This window comes from Georgenia sp. Z1344 (assembly GCF_049856295.1).
Classification (GTDB): domain Bacteria; phylum Actinomycetota; class Actinomycetes; order Actinomycetales; family Actinomycetaceae; genus JB111.
Window position 1 is genome coordinate 53,567 of the sequence record NZ_JBNDMZ010000012.1, and the last position, 19,127, is coordinate 72,693.

19 protein-coding genes are annotated in these 19,127 nt (G+C 71.3%); 8 read left to right on the forward strand and 11 right to left on the reverse strand.

All coding sequences use genetic code 11. The features are described 5' to 3' along the window. Positions 1–21: 21 nt before the first annotated feature. The 3 genes from ACPYO6_RS13645 to ACPYO6_RS13655 form a co-directional block, all read right to left on the reverse strand. Positions 22–672, reverse strand: a complete 651-nt coding sequence (locus ACPYO6_RS13645) for a 4a-hydroxytetrahydrobiopterin dehydratase (RefSeq protein WP_425715300.1) — start codon at positions 670–672, stop codon at positions 22–24. 121 nt (positions 673–793) lie between these two features. After that, complete coding sequence (locus tag ACPYO6_RS13650; RefSeq protein WP_425715301.1) at positions 794–1,000, reverse strand: hypothetical protein; 207 nt, start codon at positions 998–1,000, stop codon at positions 794–796. A 173-nt stretch (positions 1,001–1,173) separates the two neighbouring features. Further along, entirely contained in the window at positions 1,174–1,758 is a 585-nt protein-coding gene (locus tag ACPYO6_RS13655; RefSeq protein ID WP_425715302.1) for a TetR family transcriptional regulator, read from the reverse strand. Between the two features lie 46 nt (positions 1,759–1,804). Here ACPYO6_RS13655 and ACPYO6_RS13660 point away from each other — a divergent pair, with 46 nt between their 5' ends. The 6 genes from ACPYO6_RS13660 to ACPYO6_RS13685 are packed head-to-tail and all read left to right on the forward strand — an operon-like array spanning position 1,805 to position 7,724. Beyond that, positions 1,805–2,725, forward strand: a complete 921-nt coding sequence (locus ACPYO6_RS13660) for an SDR family oxidoreductase (protein WP_425715303.1) — start codon at positions 1,805–1,807, stop codon at positions 2,723–2,725. A gap of 57 nt (positions 2,726–2,782) precedes the next feature. Then, complete coding sequence (locus ACPYO6_RS13665; protein WP_425715305.1) at positions 2,783–3,355, forward strand: NADPH-dependent FMN reductase; 573 nt, start codon at positions 2,783–2,785, stop codon at positions 3,353–3,355. Then, positions 3,345–4,979: an IS21 family transposase gene (istA, locus tag ACPYO6_RS13670; protein WP_425715306.1), complete on the forward strand. Its 1,635-nt coding sequence runs from the start codon at positions 3,345–3,347 to the stop codon at positions 4,977–4,979. The genes ACPYO6_RS13665 and istA overlap by 11 nt, the downstream gene beginning before the upstream one ends. Further along, complete coding sequence (istB, locus tag ACPYO6_RS13675) at positions 4,976–5,815, forward strand: IS21-like element helper ATPase IstB (protein ID WP_425715307.1); 840 nt, start codon at positions 4,976–4,978, stop codon at positions 5,813–5,815. Before istA ends, istB begins: the two co-directional genes overlap by 4 nt. A 53-nt stretch (positions 5,816–5,868) precedes the next feature. Continuing rightward, positions 5,869–6,348, forward strand: a complete 480-nt coding sequence (locus tag ACPYO6_RS13680) for a GlcG/HbpS family heme-binding protein (RefSeq protein ID WP_425715308.1) — start codon at positions 5,869–5,871, stop codon at positions 6,346–6,348. Beyond that, positions 6,345–7,724: an FAD-binding protein gene (locus tag ACPYO6_RS13685; protein WP_425715309.1), complete on the forward strand. Its 1,380-nt coding sequence runs from the start codon at positions 6,345–6,347 to the stop codon at positions 7,722–7,724. Before ACPYO6_RS13680 ends, ACPYO6_RS13685 begins: the two co-directional genes overlap by 4 nt. On the opposite strand, the gene ACPYO6_RS13690 is transcribed toward ACPYO6_RS13685, so the two are convergent. Then, complete coding sequence (locus tag ACPYO6_RS13690; RefSeq protein ID WP_425715311.1) at positions 7,717–8,244, reverse strand: zinc-binding dehydrogenase; 528 nt, start codon at positions 8,242–8,244, stop codon at positions 7,717–7,719. The genes ACPYO6_RS13685 and ACPYO6_RS13690 overlap by 8 nt on opposite strands. Next, on the reverse strand, positions 8,245–8,700 hold the full coding sequence (locus tag ACPYO6_RS13695) for an alcohol dehydrogenase catalytic domain-containing protein (RefSeq protein WP_425715312.1): 456 nt from the start codon (positions 8,698–8,700) through the stop codon (positions 8,245–8,247). A 195-nt stretch (positions 8,701–8,895) separates the two neighbouring features. Between ACPYO6_RS13695 and ACPYO6_RS13700 the strand changes: the two genes are divergently transcribed. Beyond that, a complete protein-coding gene (locus ACPYO6_RS13700) occupies positions 8,896–9,321 on the forward strand; it encodes an MmcQ/YjbR family DNA-binding protein (RefSeq protein WP_425715313.1) in 426 nt (141 codons plus the stop codon). Between the two features lie 63 nt (positions 9,322–9,384). On the opposite strand, the gene ACPYO6_RS13705 is transcribed toward ACPYO6_RS13700, so the two are convergent. The 4 genes from ACPYO6_RS13705 to ACPYO6_RS13720 all read right to left on the reverse strand — a co-directional run bounded on the left by ACPYO6_RS13705 (position 9,385) and on the right by ACPYO6_RS13720 (position 13,532). After that, a complete protein-coding gene (locus ACPYO6_RS13705; protein ID WP_425715314.1) occupies positions 9,385–10,026 on the reverse strand; it encodes an SDR family oxidoreductase in 642 nt (213 codons plus the stop codon). Between the two features lie 155 nt (positions 10,027–10,181). After that, a complete protein-coding gene (locus ACPYO6_RS13710) occupies positions 10,182–11,552 on the reverse strand; it encodes an FAD-dependent oxidoreductase (RefSeq protein ID WP_425715315.1) in 1,371 nt (456 codons plus the stop codon). Between the two features lie 166 nt (positions 11,553–11,718). Further along, on the reverse strand, positions 11,719–12,666 hold the full coding sequence (locus tag ACPYO6_RS13715) for an aldo/keto reductase (protein WP_425715316.1): 948 nt from the start codon (positions 12,664–12,666) through the stop codon (positions 11,719–11,721). Beyond that, positions 12,663–13,532 carry a TetR/AcrR family transcriptional regulator gene (locus ACPYO6_RS13720; RefSeq protein ID WP_425715317.1) on the reverse strand — a complete coding sequence of 290 codons (870 nt, stop codon included), beginning with the start codon at positions 13,530–13,532 and terminating at the stop codon, positions 12,663–12,665. Before ACPYO6_RS13720 ends, ACPYO6_RS13715 begins: the two co-directional genes overlap by 4 nt. Positions 13,533–13,709: 177 nt before the next feature. Between ACPYO6_RS13720 and ACPYO6_RS13725 the strand changes: the two genes are divergently transcribed. Beyond that, positions 13,710–14,660, forward strand: a complete 951-nt coding sequence (locus tag ACPYO6_RS13725; protein ID WP_425715318.1) for an NAD-dependent epimerase/dehydratase family protein — start codon at positions 13,710–13,712, stop codon at positions 14,658–14,660. Positions 14,661–14,767: 107 nt separating this feature from the next. On the opposite strand, the gene ACPYO6_RS13730 is transcribed toward ACPYO6_RS13725, so the two are convergent. Together ACPYO6_RS13730 and ACPYO6_RS13735 are read right to left on the reverse strand one after the other, a co-directional pair. Next, a complete protein-coding gene (locus ACPYO6_RS13730) occupies positions 14,768–16,249 on the reverse strand; it encodes a catalase (protein WP_425715413.1) in 1,482 nt (493 codons plus the stop codon). Positions 16,250–16,609: 360 nt separating this feature from the next. Beyond that, complete coding sequence (locus ACPYO6_RS13735) at positions 16,610–19,066, reverse strand: DUF6777 domain-containing protein (protein WP_425715319.1); 2,457 nt, start codon at positions 19,064–19,066, stop codon at positions 16,610–16,612. Positions 19,067–19,127 lie beyond the last annotated feature (61 nt).

The following is a 19,127-nucleotide window of genomic DNA, read 5'->3' on the forward strand; positions in this document are numbered from 1 at the left end:
ACCAGGGCCGGCCGCGCATCGTCAGCGATCGAGCACGGTGCAGAAGCAGGCGCGGTTTCCTTCCGCGTCCTCGACCACGACGAACGCGCGGCCGCGCCCCATGTCCTCCACGCGACGGCCGCCGGCGGCGACGGCGGCCTCGACGCGGGCGTCGAGCTCGTCCGCGGGCACCTGGACGTCGAGGTGGAAGCGCTGGCGCGGGGTGTCGTGCGGCTCGGTGCGCTGGAACCACAGGGTCGGTGCGCGCCCCGACGGGTCGACGATCTCGTCGCCGTCGACGTTGTCCGGCGAGCCCGTGAGGACCGAGGACCAGAACGCGTCGATCGCGCCCTGGTCCGCGGTGTCGAGGGCAAGCTCGACCACCGCGACGCCCGACGGCGCCGCCGGGATGCCGTCGGCCGAGGCGATCGTGCTGATCCGGCGGGCGAGGTCGATGTCCTTCGGCGTGATCCCGCCGGAGTCGTGGCTCGTCAGGCTGACGGTCACGGACGGGTAGGTGAGGGTGACGTCGGGGTGGTGGCCGGCCGCCTCCGCGACCTCGCCGATCGCGGCGACGAACGAGAGCCCGCGGGCGAAGTCACCCGTCTCGAACCGGGAGTGCAGCTTGTTCACGAGGTGACGCCAGTCCGTGAGGGCGGCGTCCTGGACCTGATCCGCTGTCAGATTCTCCATGCCTCCAGCGTGGCACCGGTCACCGACATCGGCATCCCGACCGCCGGAGCGCGCGGAGGCCGGGCGCGGCTCGCGCCCGGCCTCCGGTGGTCCGTCGTCGGACGGCCCGGTCCTGCCGTCCTCAGTGCTCGTGGACGACGACGCCGCGGATGTTCTGACCCGCGTACATGTCGTCGTAGGCCGTGTTGATGTCCTCGAGCTTGTACTGACGCGTGGCGAGCTCGTCGAGGTGGAGCTTGCCGTCCTTGTAGAGCTCGATGAGCTTGGGGATCGCCACGCGCGGCGACCAGCTGCCGTACAGCGAGCCCTGGATCCGCTTCTGCAGCATCGAGAACTGGAACAGGTTGATGCCGTCGATCGTCTGAGAATGCGGGTTGATCTGGGAGTCACTTACGGGTGTGGTCGGGAGTCGGTCGCGCCGGCCACCGCAGTGTGCGGACGAACTCAGGAGTCACGAGGTGAGATCGGCGGTAGGGCAGGTCTTGGTGTCACTTGGCGTGCTCAGGCTGCTAGGTACGGGTCGAGGATCTGGTGGAGGTGGCGCCTGACCTGTCCGGCAGGCTCGCTCTCGCCGGTCATGCCCCAGGTGAGGAGGGCGCCGTTGTACGCGGCGTGGACCAGGCGTGGGAGGTCGTCGTCGAGCGGTCCGGAGAGGAGCTCACCGGATGCCTGGCCTGCGGCGAGGACGTCGCTGATCGCGGCTTCGACGGCAAGGGCGTAGGTCCTGGTGAGGTCTCGGAAGTCGGGGTCGCCGAGGTCGAGGAGCAAGAAGGCCAGGTGGTTGGCGAACTCGGAGGACGTGCGGACACCGGCAGCGAGTTCGGCGAACGTGTTCACCATGGCGGCCACGGGAGCTGAGGCTGAGGCGGACTGCCGCAGATCCCGGGGCAGTGTCTGAGCGGCCTGTTGCGCCAGGGCGAGGAGCAGTCCCCGTTTGGAGCCGAACCGTTGCAGCAGGGTGGCCGGTGACAGTCCGACCTGGCGTCCGATCTCGGCGAGGGTGATGGCACCGGGCCCGACTGCGGCCACGGCGTCCGCGGCGGCCGCCAGCACGTCTTCGTCGGCCATAGTGCGGGGTCTGGTCATGAGCGGCACTCTAGCATTAGTAAATGAATGATGGTTTACTAACAATATGAACACACCGCTTCCCAACGTCTGCTCCGTCGACCCAGCGCCACAGTCCACCTCTGCTGGCGTCTTGTCCGACTGTGTGGCGCTGGTAGCCGGCGGCACTCGGGGCGCGGGCCGCGGCATCGCGGTCGAGTTGGGGGCGTTGGGGGCCACGGTCTACGTGACCGGACGCAGCACCCGGGGGGCGGGTTCGGACATGAACCGGCCCGAGACCATCGAGGAGACCGCGGAACTGGTGGCCGCCGCCGGTGGCCACGGAGTCGCGGTCGTCTGCGACCACACTGACCCAAACCAGGTGGCCGCCGTTGTGTCGCAGATCCGGGCCGCGCACGGCCGCGTGGACGTTCTGATCAACGACGTGTGGGGTGGTGACCCGCTGACGCAGTGGGACACACCGTTCTGGGAGCTGGACCTGACCAAGGTCAGAACCCTGTGGGAGCGGGCCGTTCTGACCCATCTGATCACCAGCCAGCAGACGGTGCCGCTGATGCTGCCCCGCCGGGCAGGGCTGATCGTGGAGATCACCGATGGCGCCGGTCCGCAGTACCGCGGCAACCTGGCCTACGACCTGGCCAAGACCGCGGTGAACCGGCTCGCTCTCGCCCAAAGCGAGGAGTTGCGGCCTCACGGGATCACCTGCCTCGCCGTCACTCCCGGATTCCTGCGGTCGGAGGCGATGCTGGACGGCTTCGGGGTGGCCGAGAGCAACTGGACTGATGCCGCCGCCCAAGACCCCCACTTCCTGGCCTCAGAGACCCCTCGGTTCCTTGGCCGGGTCGTCGCCGCGCTGGCCGCCGATCCGCAGGTGGCGAACCGGACCGGGCAGGTGCTGACCTCTTGGGACCTGGCCGAGGAGTACGGCATCGACGACGTCGATGGTCGACGCCCCCACTGGGGCCGCCACATTGCCGAAGCGCTCTAGGCGCTCACGGGACCTTCCACTCGCCCACACCACCCAGCACACCAGAGGAGCTCTTTCGTGTTGCGCATTGCCATCATTGTTGGAACGACCCGGCCGGGCCGACGGGGAGACATCGTGGCCCGTTGGGTCCACGCTCACGCCTCGGGGCGCGGGGACGCCTCCTACGAGCTCGTCGACCTCGCCGACCATCGGCTGCCGGTCTTGGACGAGCCGGTCGCCGCCGCCATGTCCGAGGAGTACGTCCACGCCCATACCCGTCGGTGGGCCGCCACCATCGCCTCCTACGACGGGTTCGTCTTCGTCACCCCCGAGTACAACCACTCGACCACCGCGGCGTTGAAGAACGCCTTGGACTACCTGTATCGGGAGTGGCATGACAAGGCCTGCGGCTTCGTCAGCTACGGCATCAACGGCGGCGTCCGGGCCGTGGAGCACCTCCGCCAGATCGTCGGCGAGCTGCACCTTGCCGATGTCCGTGACCAGGTCGCGCTGTCGGCCTTTGACGACTTCGACGGCTCCCGCCTCGACCCTCCGCAGCACCACCTCGACACCTTGCATCGCATGCTCGATCAGCTCACCGCCTGGGCCGACGCGCTGCGAAAAGCGCGGACGGCCGCCGATGCCGCCTAACCGGGCACCGTCTCCGACGGAGGTGTTCGCCGCCATCCGGCGAGACCTCCGGGCCGGACTGTCCTCCCGCGAGATCCAGCGCACCCGCCACGTGACCTGGCGGACGGTGAAGGCGGCCTCGCAGTCGGCGTGGCCGCCACCCCGGGCGGAGTATCCGCAGCGGGCCTCGAAGTTGGATCCGTTCAAGCCGCTCATCGAGGAGATGCTGGTGGCCGATCTAGACGCGCCACGGAAACAGCGCCACACCGCCACCCGGATCTTCGACCGGCTCGTCGACGAGCACCAGATGAGCGGGGTCTCCTACGACACGCTGCGTGCCTACGTCGCGAAGAGGCGACCCGAAGTCCGCGCCGAGCAGGATCGCGGCGCCTCCGAGGTGTTCGTGCCGCAGACCCATCTGCCCGGCCGGGAAGCCGAAGTCGACTTCGGTGAGATCAGCGTCCGGCTCCGCGGGGACCTGGTCAGCTGCCACTTGTTTGCGCTGCGGATGTCCTACTCGGGCAAGGCGGTTCACCGCGCCTCGGCCACCGGCGGCCAGGAAGCGTTCTTCGAAGGCCATCAACACGCTTTCCGGACCCTCGGCGGAGTACCGGCCGGCAAGATCCGCTACGACAACCTCAAGGCCGCCGTCGCGCAGGTGATCGGCTTCACCCGCCAGCGGGTCGAGACCGACCGGTGGATCGCGTTCCGGTCCCACTTCGACCTCGACGCCTTCTACTGCCAGCCCGGCATCGAGGGAGCCCACGAGAAGGGCGGCGTGGAGGGCGACATCGGCAGGTTCCGCCGCAACCACCTGGTTCCCGTGCCCGAGGTCGACTCCATCGCCGAGCTCAACGACCTGATCGACGGCTACGACACCGCCGACGACGCCCGGCGGATCGGGCACCGGCTGCACACCGTCGGCGAGGCCTTCGCCGCCGAACAGACCCTGCTGAAACCGCTGCCTGTCGAACCGTTCGAGACCGGGCTGTGGCTCACCCCGCGGGTCGACCGCTACGCCCAGGTCACCGTCCGCTCGAACCGGTACTCGGTGCCGTCCCGGCTGATCGGCCGACCGGTGCGGGTGCTGCTAAACGCCTCCGACCTCACCATCTACGACGGCCGCACTCCCACCGCCGATCATCAACGACTGCTCGGTAAAGGCGGCAGCCGACTTGAGCTGGACCACTACCTCGAGGCCCTGATCCGCAAGCCGGGCGCGCTGCCCGGGGCGACCGCGTTGGAGCAGGCCCGCGCCGCCGGCACCTTCACTCCCGCCCACGACGCCTGGTGGGCGGCGGCCCGCAAGGCCCACGGCGACACCGCCGGCACCCGCGCGCTGATCGAGGTGCTGCTGCTGCACCGCCACCTGCACGCCGACCAAATCAGCGCCGGCATCCGAGCCGCCCTGCAGGCCGGTGCGTTCACCGCCGACGCCGTCGCCCTGGAAGCCCGCAAACGAGCCGACACTGACCTGCAGTCTCCGGTCAGGGCGCCGGACGCCCATGCCGCCCCCGCGGTCGGGCAGCAATCAATCCGCTCCCTCACCGAGAAGCGGCTGAGCCACCTCCCGCCGGACACCAGGCCGCTGCCGGACGTGACCTCCTACGACCAGCTGCTCACCCGCCCGAAGGGAACCCCATGACTGCACCTGTTGCCACCCCCGCACGGCGAGGCTTGACCGAGCAGGCCGCCGACACCGCCATCGACCAGGCCTGCCGCATGCTGAGGCTGCCGACCATCCGCACCCACTTCAGCGAAACCGCCGACACCGCCGCCCGCCAGCAGCAGTCCTACCGCGCCTTCCTCGCCGAGCTGCTGCTCGCCGAATGCGACGACCGAGCCCGCCGACGATCCGAGCGCCGCATCCGCGCCGCCGCATTCCCCCGGGAGAAGTCGTTGCGCGCCTTCGACTACGACGCGAACCCCCACATCGACCCGGCAGTGATCAACACCCTCGCCGCCTGCGACTGGGTCCGCCGCGGCCAGCCGCTCTGCCTCATCGGCGACTCCGGCACCGGCAAGAGCCACCTCCTGATCGCTCTCGGCACCGAAGCCGCCATGGCCGGCTACCGGGTCAAGTACGTCCTGGCCACCAAACTCGTCAACGAGCTCGTCGAAGCCGCCGACGATATGGCCCTGACCAAGACCATTGCCCGCTACGGCCGCGTCGACCTGCTCTGCATTGACGAGCTCGGCTACATGGCCCTCGACAAACGGGGCGCCGAACTGCTGTTCCAGGTTCTCACCGAACGGGAGGAGAAGGCGTCGGTGGCGATCGCGTCCAACGAGGCCTTCAGCGGCTGGACCAAGACCTTTACCGACCCGCGGCTGTGCGCCGCGATCGTCGACCGGCTCACCTTCGGCGGCAACATCATCGAAACCGGCACCGACTCCTACCGCCTCGCTCACACCCTCAGCCAACAGCGAACGGCACCCGATCAGTCTTCGAAGGCCGCCCCCAGCGCACTCCCGACCTGAACGCGCAGAACCCGAATCGCCTTACCTCTATCCCGAGCGAAGGATCGCCGACCATGCACCCGCTTCCCACGAAACCCGCCCTCGACCTCCCCGCCGTCGACGCGTTGATCAGCGCAGCCCGACACCGGGCTGTCCAGCTCGGCGGCCGCTTCACTGTCGTCGTGGTCGACGACGCAGCCAACCTGCGCTCCCTGTTCCGAGGCGACGGCGCCGACCCACTGACCGTCGGGCTGGCCAGCGGCAAGGCGCGCCTGTCGGCTTCCAACGGCATGCCGACCCGCGACTGGCGCAGTGTCGTTGGGAATGACCCTTACCTCGGTCTCACCGTGCCCACGGTGCTCGACCAGCTGCTCACCGGTGCGGTGCTGTTCGCCGGCGGCTACCCGATCGTGGTCGAGCAGACCGTGGTGGGCGCGATCGGCGCCAGCGGCGGAACCGAGGACGAAGACGACGACGTGGCCCGAGCCGGCCTCGCGGCGCTGCCCTTCGCTGACCAGTTCACCGCACAACCGGCCAGCCACACCGCACCTTGAGCAGCGACCAGGCCCACACCACCGGCGATCCCGGCATGCTGCGCACCTTCACCGGCGAGTTGCTGCTGCCCGAGGCTGCCAATTACGAGGATGCACGCGTCCCCGCCGTCGCGCGGTTCGCCGCCGTCCGACCGGCGGCCATCCTGCGATGTCGAACCGCCGACGAGGTCGCACAGGCGCTCGGCCTCGTCCACCACACCCAGCTCCCTGTCGCGGTCCGAAGCGGCGGCCACGACTTCGCCGGGCGCTCCTCCACCACCGGCCTGCTGATCGACGTCGGTGCGATGAACAGCATCCACGTCGACGACAACCGGATTGTCGTGGGACCCGGCGCCCGGCTCGGAGACATCTACCGCATCCTGCAGCAACACGGGCGCACCATTCCCGCAGGTTCAGGACCGACCGTCGGCATCGCCGGACTCACCCTCGGCGGAGGGTTCGGCCTCTTGGGCCGACTCCACGGACTCACCTGCGATAACCTCGTCTCCGCCCAGGTCGTGCTCCTCGACGGCCGGATCGTGCGTTGCGATCACGAGCAGGAGCCCGACCTGTTCTGGCTGATCCGGGGCGCGGGCGCCACCGGCTGCGGCGTCGTCACCGAGCTTGTCTTCGACACCATCGCCGAACCGGGCTGCACCGCCTTCGAACTGACCTGGAACCATGAACACACCGCACAAGTGGTCACCGCCTGGCAGAACTGGGCGCCGTCCGCGCCCGACGCCCTCGCCGCCAGCCTCCTCATCACAGCCCCGGCCGACCCTGCGCGACCGCTGCAGTCCAGAGTCCTGGGCACCCTTGCCGGCGACGGTTCCCGCCTCCGGTCGCTGTTGTCCGTACTGGTGGCAGCGGTCGGGCCCCAGCCACGCAGCAGCTGGCAGCGTCGCTCGTCTTGGCTGGACGTCCGCACCTGGCTCAACGGCCCCGACGCCGATTTGGCGCCACCAGATGCGTTCAGCAAGTCCGAGTTCTTCCGCGAGTCGCTGCCAGCCTCGGCCGTCGACAAACTGATCACCGAGCTGGCCGATCACCGGCGACCCGGTGAGGCACGTGAACTCGACTTCTCTCCCTGGGCCGGCGCCTACAACAGAGTCGCCGACGGCCACACCGCCTTCCCTCATCGCCGCGAGCAGTTCCTGCTCAAACACACCGCCACCGTCTACCGCGGAACGAAGATCACGGCCTGCTCGACCGACAAGTGGATCACCCGGTCCTGGCGATCCGTGCAGCCATGGGGATCCGGAGGTGTCTACCCGAACTTCCCTGACCTTGAGCTCGCCCGACTCGACCGCGCCTACTACGGCAGCAACCTCAGTCGGATCGAGCAGATCCTCACCGCCTACACCCCAGACCTGCACCACCAGCAGGCCATCAAATGACTCCCGGATTGGCTCGGACACTCAGCCTTGAAGGCCGCCCGACGACTCCCGAATTCAACCGCGAACGACTCCCGAGATCGCCCGCGGAGCTAATCGTCGAGCTCGTGCTGCCCTGACCCGTGACGACGAGTGTGCCCGCCTTGCGCACGGTCTCGTAGCCTTGGCGGACGTGCTCGCCGGTGGTGACGCCGACGGTGACGATCGTCGAGTCCGTGCCCTGGCCGTTGGTCAGCGACTTCGCGAGCGCGTCGGCCTCCTCGATGGAGTCGAAGACGTCCGTGGCGCCGAGCTTGAGGGCGGTGTCCCGCTTGAACGGCTCCGGGTCGACGACGATGACGCGGCGCGCGCCCGCGTAGTTCGCGCCCTGGACGGCGTTCATGCCGATCCCGCCGGCGCCGAGGATCATCGTCACGTCGCCCGGCTTGACCTCGGCCGCGTTGACGGCGGACCCGAACCCGGTCGGGACACCGCACCCGATGAGGCAGGCGACCTCGAGCGGGAGGTCCTTGTCGATCTTCACTCACGACGTCTGGTCGAGCACCTGCCAGTTGGCGAACGTCCCGAGCATCGCGGCGGCGAAGACCTGCTCGCCGTTCGCGTCGGTCATCCGGGTCGAGCCGTCGAGCTGCGTGCCGTCGAGGATGAGCGCGCCGTAGTCGCAGAGGTTCTGCATGCCCATCGAGCACCACTTGCAGCGTCCGCACGCGGGGACGAAGGACGTGACGATGTGGTCGCCGACCTCGAAGCCCGTGACGTCCTCACCGAGCTCGCGGACGATGCCCGCGCCCTCGTGCCCCGACACGACCGGCAGGTTGGGGAGCGGGGTGTCTCCCTTGGCCATGTGCTCGTCCGAGTGGCACAGGCCGTTGGCGACGATCTCGACGAGCATCTCCCCGCGCCGCGGCCGGGACAGCTCGAGGTCCTCGACCAGCCACTTGCCGGGCTGCTCGCGCAGCAGCGCACCACGAATCTTCATCTGTTCTCTCCTCGTCGAGATCGGCGCGGTGTCACCCGTGACGGCCGCGCTCAGGGTGTCGGTATGCCCCCGATCGACATTGTGGCACCGAGTGCCGTCGCTCGGGCCCAGTTGGGAGCGACCGTGTTGCCGGCTACGGCCCGGTCGGGAGATTCCCGGCGCCGGCCCACGCCGCGCTGCTCTACCGTGCGTCGCATGACGCACCCACGGATGTTCGACGACGACGATCCGGTGCTCGCCCGCGTCCGCGCGGTCTGCCTCGCCCTGCCCGACGCCGCGGAGAAGGTGTCGCACGGGCGGCCCACGTTCTTCACCACGAAGACGTTCGCGACGTACGGCGGCAGCGTGAAGCTCGGCGGGGGCCGGCACGAGCGGCACGAGCAGAGCCTCCTGCTCAAGCCCTCCGACGACGACGAGCTGCGCGGTCTCCTGGCCGACCCGCGCTGCTTCTACCCCGCCTACGTGGGGCCATCGGGCTGGTACGGCATCGATCTCGACGAGGAGACCGACTGGCCCGAGATCGCGGAGCTGGTCGAGGAGTCGTACCGGGTGACGGCGGGCCCGCGCCGGGTCGCGCGCCTCGACAGCGAGCGCACCGACGGCCCGCCCGCGCCCGGCTGACCCCGGGGACGGGATCGGTCCGGCCGCGAGCGGGCCGACAGTGGAAGCGTCGGGTGAGGACGATCAGGCGAGCGCGTCCGCGATGGGGGTGTCGCCGTCGTGGAAGTTGATCGTCCGGCCGATGGCCGACGGCGTCTCGAGCGCCGCTGCGGCGACGGCCGCCACGTTGGCCCGGGACGTCTCGCCCGAGGTGTCGGTGACGGTGATCCGGCCGCTCGGCTCCTCGAGGGTGAGGCCGCCCGGGCCGAGGATGGTCCAGTCGAGGCCGCTCGCTCGCAGGTGCTCGTCGGCGGCGGACTTGGACTCGGCGTACGGGAAGAAGGAGCTGTCCTCGGGGACGCCGTGGTCGGGCCCGGCGCCCACGTAGGACACCATGACGTACCGGCTGACGCCCGCGGCCTTCGCGGCGTCCATCGAGCGGATCGCGGCGTCGCGGTCGACGGCGTAGGTGCGCTGCGGGTTGCCCCCGCCGGCGCCGGCCGAGAACACGACGGCGTCGTGGCCCGAGATCAGGTCGGTGAGCTCCTCGGTCGAGAGGTGCTCGATGTCGGCGACGACGGGGTTGGCGCCGGCCGCGCGGATCTCGTCGGCGTGCTCGGGGTTGCGGATCACCGCGTCGACCGAGTCGCCGCGCTCGACGAGGAGCGGGTGGAGGAGGAGGGCGACCTTGCCGTGGCCACCGAGGACGATCACGTTCGCAGTCATGGCGTCCACGCTAGGCCCGGGGCATGCGCGGTGCACGGGCGTGCGGCCCGGTCACGCTCGTGGCGGAACGAGGAATCGGCGGGACGCGGATCGCGGAGTCCTCGGGACGCGGATCGCGTCGCGTGCGGGAATGTCCCCGCACTCGTCGGGGGTGGTCAGGCGAGGACCTCGTTGAGCGCCTCGGTGGACGACGGGTGGGTCCAGATCCCGTCGCGCAGCTCGCTCGCCGTGATCCCGTGGCGCATGGCGAGGGCGACGAGGTTGACGACCTCCTGCGCGTCGATCGTGTGCAGGGCGGCCCCGACGACGCGGTCGGTCCCGCGCTCGACGAGCACCTTGACCAGCCCGTGCGTCTCCTCGACCGCCTTGGGCCTCGGCATCGCGGCGATCGCGGCCACCGGCTTCGCCTTGACCTCGACGTCGAGCCCCTGCTCGCGCGCCTCGGTCTCGCTGAGCCCGACCCGTCCGAGCGGCGGCGTGAGGAAGATGGTCGTCGGCACGGCGACGCGGTCGGCGGTGGACCGCGTGCCCCTGCCACGCAGGTCGTCCTCGACGATCCGCTGGTCGTCGTAGGAGATGTAGGTGAACTGCGGCCCGCCGTTGACGTCGCCGACCGCGTAGACGCCCGCGGCGCTGGTCCGCAGGTGCTCGTCGACGGTGATCGCGCCGCGCTCGCCGGTCTCGATGCCGGCGGCGGCGAGGTCGAGGTCGGCGGTGCGGGGGTTGCGGCCCGTGACCACGAGGATCGCCTCGGCGGTCAGCGCCCGCTCGGCTCCGTCGACCTCGACGACGAGGTCGGCGCTCGACTCGCCGTCGACGACCCGGCGTGCGGTCGCGCCGAGGACGAAGGTGGTCCCCGCGTCCTCCATGGCCCCGCGCACGCTCGCGGCTACGTCCTCGTCCTCGCGGGGCAGGAGACGCTCGGCGACGTCGACGACCGTGACCTGCGAGCCGAACCGGGTGAACGCGTCCGCGAGCTCGAGCCCGATCGGCCCGGCGCCGAGCACGACGAGGCGCTCCGGCAGGGCGGCGAGCTCCTGGACGCCGGTCGAGTCGACGACGTACTCGCTCTCCCGCAGACCCTCGACCGGCGGGAACGCGGGCTCGGCTCCGGTGTTGACCACGACGTGCGTGCCGCGGACCGTGACGGTCCCGTCTGCCGTGGCGACCTCGACCGTGCGCTCGCCGACGAACCGGGCCGGGCCGTACAGGACGGTCGAGGACTCGTGGTCGTCGACCATCGCGAGGTTGGCGGTGCGGAGCTTGGCGGTGAGGGCGTCCCGGAAGTCGAGGGCGGAGCGGAACCAGCCCTCCGCGTCCTCGCCCCGGCGCCCGGCGGCGCGGTGGACGAGCGCCTTGGTGGGCACGCAGCCGATGTTGATGCACGTGCCGCCGACCATGTTGGGGTCGGTCTCGACGATGACGACCCGCTCCCCGGACGAGGCGTGGGAGCGCGCGAGCGTCTTGCCGCCCTTGCCCCAGCCGATGACGAGCAGGTCCGCCTCGAGCGTGGTTCCGGTGGTCATGGCACAACTCTTGCACCCGACGGTGCGAGGCGACAGCGGCGCGGTCCGCTCCTCGTCGTCGTGCCCGTGGTTGTGGCGGTGGCCGAACCCGTGGCCGAACGTGTCGTCGTGGTCGAGAGTGCGGCTCAGGTCGGCACGGGCGGCCCGTCGTGGTCGAGCGTGCGGGTCAGAGCCGGCCGAGCCGGGCGTCGTCGAGGGCGGTGAGCGCATCGGCGCCGAGCTCGGTGGTGACGCCCTGCCACGCGGCCTCGAGCTGCTCGACGCTCGAGACGCCGACCACCGGGAGCACCGGCCGCACGCGCTGGCTCATCCAGGCGAGCACGGTCTGTCCGGCGTCGAGCCCGGCGCCGGAGGCCACCTCGCTCAGCTTGAGCAGCGCGGGTCCGAGCGCCGCCGTGTGGTACTGCTCGGGGATCGGGCGCTCAGAGCGGGTGTACGCGCCGGACAGCAGCGGCGAGTAGCCGAGCAGCGTGAGGCCGGACCGGACCGACAGGTGCGCGACGGTGTCGTCGAGCAGGACGTGCGGCGAGAGGTCGGCGCCCTCGGCCGGCCGGAGGTAGGTGAAGCGCTGCTGGAGCGCGGTGTACCGGTGCGCGGTGGGGACGGCGAGCGCGTCGCGCAGCCGGACGGCCGAGAAGTTGCTCGCGGCGACCTGCCGGACGAGTCCCTCGTCGACGAGCGCGGACAGCGCCCCGAGGGTCTCGTCGAGCGGGGTGTGGTGGTCGTCGATGTGGGCGTAGAGCACCTCGACCCGGTCGGTGCGCAGCCGCCGCAGGGAGTCGGTGACCTGCCGCCGCACGGCACCGGCCCCGAGCCCCGTGGTCCCGCCCGGGCCGGGGCCGCCGGGCACCGGGAGGTTGCCGATCTTCGTGGCGAGGGTGACGTCGTCGCGGGCGACCGACCCGCGCTCGGCGAACCACGCGCCCAGCGTGCGCTCGGACTCGCCGCCGTCGCGGCCGGCCCAGTGCGCGTAGATGTTGGCGGTGTCCCACGAGGTGGCGCCGAGGTCGCGCGCCCGGTCGAGCACGTCGTGGGCGATCCGCGCCGGCACGTGCGTGCCGAAGTACATCGTGCCGAGCGTGAGCGGGTGGGCGGCGAGCAGCGAGTCGGTCACCAGAGCGATCCTTCCGGGCGGGGTGCGTCGTCGGCGGGTGCGTCGTCGATGGGTGCTGCGCCCTCGGGGACGGGTCCGGGCTCGGTCATGAGACCGACGTCGGGAACGGGCCCGGGCTCGGGGACGAGACCGAGGTCGGCCGCCGTCTGCTCGACCACCCGCGCCCACACCGCGTCGGCGTCCGCCACGCCACCGGTGAGGTGACCGAACAGGTCGAGGGACACGAAGCCCATGATCGTCGACCAGGCGCCGATGCCGCGGGCGATCGCGGCCGGCGAGGGCGGTGTCGGATCTTCGGTGATCGCCTCCGGGACGAGGTCACCGATGAACGAGGTCATCGGGGCGAGGGACCGGGTAAGTGCATCGTCGTCGGGCTCCGTGGCCTCGTCGGACATGGTGATCTCGCCCGGCACGGTGATGTCCGGGAAGAGCGCGATGATCGGGGCGAGGACGCGCAGCGCGGAGGTCGTCGTCGTGTCCGGCGCCGCGTACCCCGGGATGGGGGAGCCGTAGATGAGGGCGTAGTCGTGCGGGTGGGAGACCGCCCAGCCGCGCAGCGCCCTGCACCAGGCTCGCCACCGGTCGGCGGGGTCGGCGTGGTCGGCCAGGGCGGCCACGGCGGCGTCGGTGAGTTCCGCCAGCTCGTCGTAGGCGGCGGTGATGAGCGTGGTGACGAGCTCGTCGCGGCTGGCGAAGTGGCGGTAGATCGCCGACGACGCCATGCCCAGCTCGCGGGCGACGGCGCGCAGCGAGAGCTGTCCCGGCCCGACGATCCCGAGCTGGCGCCGCGACTCCGCGACGATCCGGCGCCGGACCTCCGCGGTGGCCAGGGCGCGGGCGCTCGTGGGCGCGTGCTCGGTGTCCATCGGGCCAGTATGACTCATCCGGTGAGCGCTCGCCCCGTTGGGCGATCATGCGAACTTTTTGTGAGCACTGCTCTTGTGTGATGGGGCAGTGAGGTCTAGCGTGGCTTTCGTGAGCACCGCTCACTGATATGAACACCGCTTCGTCCGGCTCGTCCCTCTCGACCGCAGGAGTCCCTCATGTCCCACCACCTCGTCGTCGGAGCCGGCCCCGTGGGCCGCGCCGTCGCCCGCCACCTCGTCGCCCGCGGCGAGGACGTCACGCTCGCCAGCCGTTCCGGGACCGGTCCGCTGGTCGAGGGGGCGCGCCGCGTCGCCGTCGACGCCACCAGCGCCGCGCAGCTCGGCGAGCTCGCCGACGGCGCCGCCGTCCTCTACAACTGCCTCAACCCCGCCGGCTACCACCTGTGGGAGAAGGAGTGGCCGCCGCTGCACGAGGCGCTCCTCGCCGCAGCCGCCTCGAGCGGTGCCGTGCTCGCGACCGTCGGCAACCTCTACCCGTACGGGCGCGTGACCGACCCGATGACCGGGTCGACCCCGGAGGCGCCCGCCGAGCACAAGGGCGAGCTGCGGGCCCGGATGACCGCCGAGGCCATGGCGGCGCACCGCGAGGGCCGCCTCCGCGCCGTCGAGGTCCGCGCCTCGGACTACATCGGCGCCTCGGTCGGTCAGAACGGGCACGCCACCCGGAACATCGACCGCATCCGCGCGGGCAAGAGCGTGCAGGTCGTCGGGGCCACGGACGAGCCGCACTCGTGGACCTTCGTCGACGACGTCGCGGCAGCTGTCGTCGCGGCCGCCGCCGATCCCGCGCTGCACGGCCGCACCTGGCTCGTGCCGACCAACCCGCCGCGCACCCAGCGCGAGCTCACGGGCGATCTCGCCGCCGCTGCCGGGGTGGGGGTGCCGAAGGTGAGTGCGATGCCCACCTGGCTGCTCGTCGTCGTCGGGTGGTTCGTCCCCCAGATGCGTGAGATCCGAAAGATCGACCACCAGTTCACCGCGCCGTACGTCGTCGACTCGTCCGAGGCGGAGGCCGCTCTCGGGTTCGGCCCGACCCCGTGGGACGAGGTCCTGCGCGCCACCCTCGCCCCGGAACGGACCGCCGACCCGCGTCCCGCCGAGCACTGACGGCGCAGGGGCGCAGGGCCCGAGGGCGAACGACGACGGCGCACCCCGCGATGGGGTGCGCCGTCGTGCGCGTGCCGCCGTTCAGGGGCGGTTCGGGAGGTGCCGGATCAGCTGCCCGCGCGGACCTTGTCCTCGATCGCCTGACCGGTGGCCTGGTCGACCGCCTTGACGTAGAGGAAGACGCGCTCGCGCACCGGCTCGCTCACGCCGCCGAGCAGCGAGCCGGCGATCTGGTCGACGTACTCGGCGCGCTGGGCGTCGTCCCAGACCTCGCGGACCAGGGTCCCCGGCTGGCCGAAGTCGTCGTCGTCCGCCCGGAGCGTGTAGGCCTGGCGGACCATCTCGCCGTCGGACTCCCAGCCCTCGTCCTCGACCCCCTCGTAGTCGGAGTAGTCGCGGCCGTAGGAGTTGGGCACGTAGTTCGGCTGCGCGCCGCTGTGCTCGTACTCCATCGGTCCCGCCTGCCCGTAGTTGTTGACCTCGACGATCGGCTTGTTGACGGGCAGCTGGTTGTAGTTCGGGCCGATCCGGTAGCGCTGCGCGTCGGCGTAGGCGAAGACCCGGCCGAGCAGCATCTTGTCCGGGCTGAAGCCGATGCCCGGGACGGTGTTCGACGGGGCGAACGCGGCCTGCTCGATCTGGGCGTGGTGGTTGACCGGGTTCGTGTCCAGCGTCATCGTGCCGACCTCGATGAGCGGGTAGTCGGCGTGCGGCCACACCTTGGTGAGGTCGAACGGGTTGAACCGGTAGGTCCTCGCGTCCTCGTAGGGCATGACCTGGACGGAGAGCTTCCACGACGGGTGGTCGCCGCGGGCGATCGCGTCGAACAGGTCGCGGCGGTGGTGCTCGGCGTCTGTTCCGGCGAGCTCGTCCGCCTCTGCGTTGGTCAGGTACTCCATGCCCTGGTTGGTGTGGAAGTGGTACTTCACCCAGAAGCGCTCGCCGGCCTCGTTGACCCACTGGTAGGTGTGCGAGCCGTAGCCGTTCATGTGGCGCCACGTGCGGGGCAGGCCGCGCTGGCCCATGAGGTAGGTGACCTGGTGGGCCGACTCGGGGTTGAGCGTCCAGAAGTCCCACTGCATGTCGTTCGAGCGCAGGCCCGAGTCGGGGAGGCGCTTCTGCGAGTGGATGAAGTGCGGGAACTTCATCGGGTCGCGGACGAAGAACACCGGGGTGTTGTTGCCGACCAGGTCGTAGTTGCCCTCGGTCGTGTAGAAGCGCAGCGAGAAGCCGCGGACGTCGCGCCACGTGTCGGGCGAGCCGAGCTCACCGGCGACGGTGGAGAAGCGGGCGAGCATCTCGGTGCTGGCGGCCGGCTGGAAGACGGCGGCCTTGGTGTACGCGGAGACGTCGTTCGTCACCTCGAACCGGCCGAAGGCGCCGGAGCCCTTGGCGTGCGGGCGGCGCTCCGGGACGGACTCGCGGTTGAAGCGGGCGAGCGACTCGACGAGCTTGACGTCGTGCAGGAGGAGCGGACCGTTCGGGCCGACGCTCAGCGAGTTCCGGTCGCTGACGGCGGGCGCGCCGTTCTCGCGCGTGCTGGCTCCGGTGGGCGTGGTGCCCTGCGGGAGCGGACCGAGCGTGTCGATGCTCGGGTCGTGCGGGACAGGTGCGTTGTCTGCAGTCAAGGAAACCCTCTCTCGATGTCGCGACCGGCATGTCCGGTGCCGGTCGTGCTCCTGTCCGGGCAGGCCAGGGCGTGCCCGGTGCGTGCTGTTCTCTCTCGGTTCTTGCTCGGTCGAACCCCGGTGCTGCCCGATCCATTCCCGTTTCCATGATTTGGAATCGATGTGCGGGCCGTGTGGTGCCGTTCTCGTCTGTGGGGGGGAGTGGCGGTGCGGTCAGGGGCCCGCGCCGAGGTGACCCCAGGATATGACGCGGTGACGTGACGTGGGGAGCGGGTCCGATGCGCGGACCGGGTGGTCGGAACGTGCCGGGGCGACCGCGGGTCAGCAGTCGGCGCCGACCTGGACCGGGGCGGTGATCGACGTGACCACGCCGTCCTCGGCGCCGACCGAGACACTCATCTCGGCCGGGCCCCACTCCGTCTGCTCCGTCAGCACGTCGAGGTTGATGTAGTCGTACGCGGTCCCCTCGTGGACGGCCGAGGACGTGGGTGCCTGCGGGTGGGCGGCGATCACGGGGCTGATCGGGTGCCCGAGGGCCACGCCGGTCGGGCCGGTCACCGTCGCGGCGCCGGCCGGTGCCGCGGGGTCGGTGAGGTAGACGCGCCACTCGGTCGCGTCGGGCGCCGTGCCGGGACGGATGAGGTGCAGACCGGCCCAGGTCGTGATCGTGCTGTCGACCGAGCAGTAGCCGTCGCCGGGGACGAACTCCTCGGCGCCGGGGCCGAACAGCTCGGACAGGGCGTCGGTCGCGGCGGTGGCCGGCCCGGCGTAGGGCAGGGAGACGAGCGTGGTGCCGTCGTCGGCGAGGAGGTCGAGGCCGCCGGTCATGATCTGGACGGTCGCCGCCCCGGCGGGCCCGGCCGCGGGGTCGGGCTCCGCAGCCTCGGGGTCCTCCGCCTCGGTCGCTCCCGGCTCGGCCGGCTCGGCCGGATCGACCGGTTCCACCGCCTCGACCGGCTCGACGGGCCCGGACGCGCCCGCGCGGAACAGGGCGACGCTCGTCGTCGACTCGGCGGCCGTGCCGATCTGCTCCCAGGTCTGCAGGTCGGAGCTGCGGTAGACGCCTCCCGCGGCCGGCGGGTCGGTCGTGCTGGCGCCGACGTAGTCGTCGACGGCCAGCCATTCGCCGTCGCCCGGGTTGAGACCGGTGAGCACGAGGCGGTCGGGCTGGGTGGGGCCGATCGCCCAGGTCGTCCCGTCGGGGCTCGTACCGGCCGAGCCGATGGGAAGGTCCCACTCGGCGTTGTTCGCCGGGTCGGCGATGCGCTCGCCCCCGACGAAGCCCCACTGCTGCCCGTCGTGGGCGAGGTCGAGGCGGACGATGTCGTCCTCGAGCGCCGACCGGGTCCACGTGATCGTGTCCGTGCTGGTGAAGAGCACCTGCATGCAGGTCCGGAACTGGCACTCGGTCGCCGTGGCGATCCAGCGTCCGTCGCCGTAGGCCACCGAGTTCATGCCCTGGTACCGCATCTCGCCCGAGCTGCCCATGAAGGGGTTCTCGTACGGGTCGGTCGTGGCGACGCGTTCCCAGGTCTCGCCGTCGTCGCTGCGGTAGATCGCGCCGCTCGACCCGTCGCCCTCGCCGCTCTCCTCGGCGAACGACCGGTCCCCGACGGCGACCCACGTGCCGTCCCCGTAGGCGACCGCGGTCAGCGGGTCGATGACGTCGATCGCCGGTCCCCAGGTCAGCCCGTCCGTGGACGTGTGGATCGCGCCCCCGTACCGGTCGTTCACCCCGACGGCGACGGCCAGTCCCTCACCGGCGGCGACGTCGAGCATGGGTGTGGTCTCGAGGGCGACGCTCCATTCCACGCCGTCGGGGCTGGTCTGGATGGTGCCGGACGCGGGGGCGCCCGACGGGTCGTACTGCGCCTGGACGTGCGTCGAGGACGTCGCGAGGTAGACCGTTGCGCCGGAGTGCGGGCCGACCGTGCGCTCGACGAGCTCGCCGGTGTCGAGGTTGGCGACCGTGAAGGCCGAGACGGCGTCGGCGGCCGGGGTCACGCTGACGACGCGGTCGAGGGCGAGCCCGTCCCAGGCGGCGCCGACCGTCTCGGCCTGCGCGACCGGGCCCGGCAGGTCGGGGGCCACGAGCGGGTTGCCGCACTCGCACCGCACGGCGGGGGCGCCGCGGTCGTCGACCATGACGGCGGATCCCGCCTGCAGCACCGCCTGGTGCGGGGTGGCGGCGCCGCCGGAGAACCCGTGGTTGGTGACGAGCGTGTCGGTGGTCAGCACCACGGAGGTCAGGCCGTCGACGTACTCGGGGATCGCCTCGGCGTCGATGTCGAGGACGCCGGCCCAGGCAGCCGCCTTCTCGTCGTCGTCGGCGAGGAAGGCGACCAGCGACTCCGGGTCGCAGACGTCGCTCACGCTCGACCCGCCGTACAGGCCCGGTGCCGTTCCGGAGACGGTCGAGGTGCTCGTTCCCGGGGTGGTGCTCGCGCCCGTGGTCAGCTCGGCCGTCCGCGCGACGATCGTGTCGACGAAGGGCGAGCTCGTGTCGATCTCCGGGGCGGTGACCGTCTCGGTGAACGGGCTCTCGCCCGGCTCGTCGGCTGGCTCGAGCTTGACGACGTGCACCGCCTCGGTGGCGTCTCCGCCGCTCGCGGCCGGGGCGACTGGGTCGGTGGACGCGCCGTCCGTCTCGTCGAGGAGACGCACCGCGACCAGGGTCGCCGCGACGACCGCGGCCACTGCGACGAGCGCGACGAGGACGAGGACGATCGGGCGGCGTGGTCGGGGGGGCCGTGCGGGCATGGCGTCGGGTGCGGACATGGTGGTGCCCTTCGAGGGGTGCGCGAGAGCCCGTGGGCTGTCCGGGGGGACCGCAGGTGGC

Bases quoted from the DNA above. Each gene is read 5' to 3' on its own strand.
- ACPYO6_RS13695 (WP_425715312.1), bottom strand. From the start codon at position 8,700: ATGAAGATTCGTGGTGCGCTGCTGCGCGAGCAGCCCGGCAAGTGGCTG.
- ACPYO6_RS13680 (WP_425715308.1), top strand. From the start codon at position 5,869: ATGCACCCGCTTCCCACGAAACCCGCCCTCGACCTCCCCGCCGTCGAC.
- ACPYO6_RS13720 (WP_425715317.1), bottom strand. From the start codon at position 13,532: ATGGACACCGAGCACGCGCCCACGAGCGCCCGCGCCCTGGCCACCGCG.
- istA (WP_425715306.1), top strand. From the start codon at position 3,345: ATGCCGCCTAACCGGGCACCGTCTCCGACGGAGGTGTTCGCCGCCATC.
- ACPYO6_RS13710 (WP_425715315.1), bottom strand. From the start codon at position 11,552: ATGACCACCGGAACCACGCTCGAGGCGGACCTGCTCGTCATCGGCTGG.
- ACPYO6_RS13650 (WP_425715301.1), bottom strand. From the start codon at position 1,000: ATGCTGCAGAAGCGGATCCAGGGCTCGCTGTACGGCAGCTGGTCGCCG.
- ACPYO6_RS13645 (WP_425715300.1), bottom strand. From the start codon at position 672: ATGGAGAATCTGACAGCGGATCAGGTCCAGGACGCCGCCCTCACGGAC.
- ACPYO6_RS13655 (WP_425715302.1), bottom strand. From the start codon at position 1,758: ATGACCAGACCCCGCACTATGGCCGACGAAGACGTGCTGGCGGCCGCC.
- ACPYO6_RS13735 (WP_425715319.1), bottom strand. From the start codon at position 19,066: ATGTCCGCACCCGACGCCATGCCCGCACGGCCCCCCCGACCACGCCGC.
- ACPYO6_RS13705 (WP_425715314.1), bottom strand. From the start codon at position 10,026: ATGACTGCGAACGTGATCGTCCTCGGTGGCCACGGCAAGGTCGCCCTC.
- ACPYO6_RS13725 (WP_425715318.1), top strand. From the start codon at position 13,710: ATGTCCCACCACCTCGTCGTCGGAGCCGGCCCCGTGGGCCGCGCCGTC.
- ACPYO6_RS13700 (WP_425715313.1), top strand. From the start codon at position 8,896: ATGACGCACCCACGGATGTTCGACGACGACGATCCGGTGCTCGCCCGC.
- ACPYO6_RS13660 (WP_425715303.1), top strand. From the start codon at position 1,805: ATGAACACACCGCTTCCCAACGTCTGCTCCGTCGACCCAGCGCCACAG.
- istB (WP_425715307.1), top strand. From the start codon at position 4,976: ATGACTGCACCTGTTGCCACCCCCGCACGGCGAGGCTTGACCGAGCAG.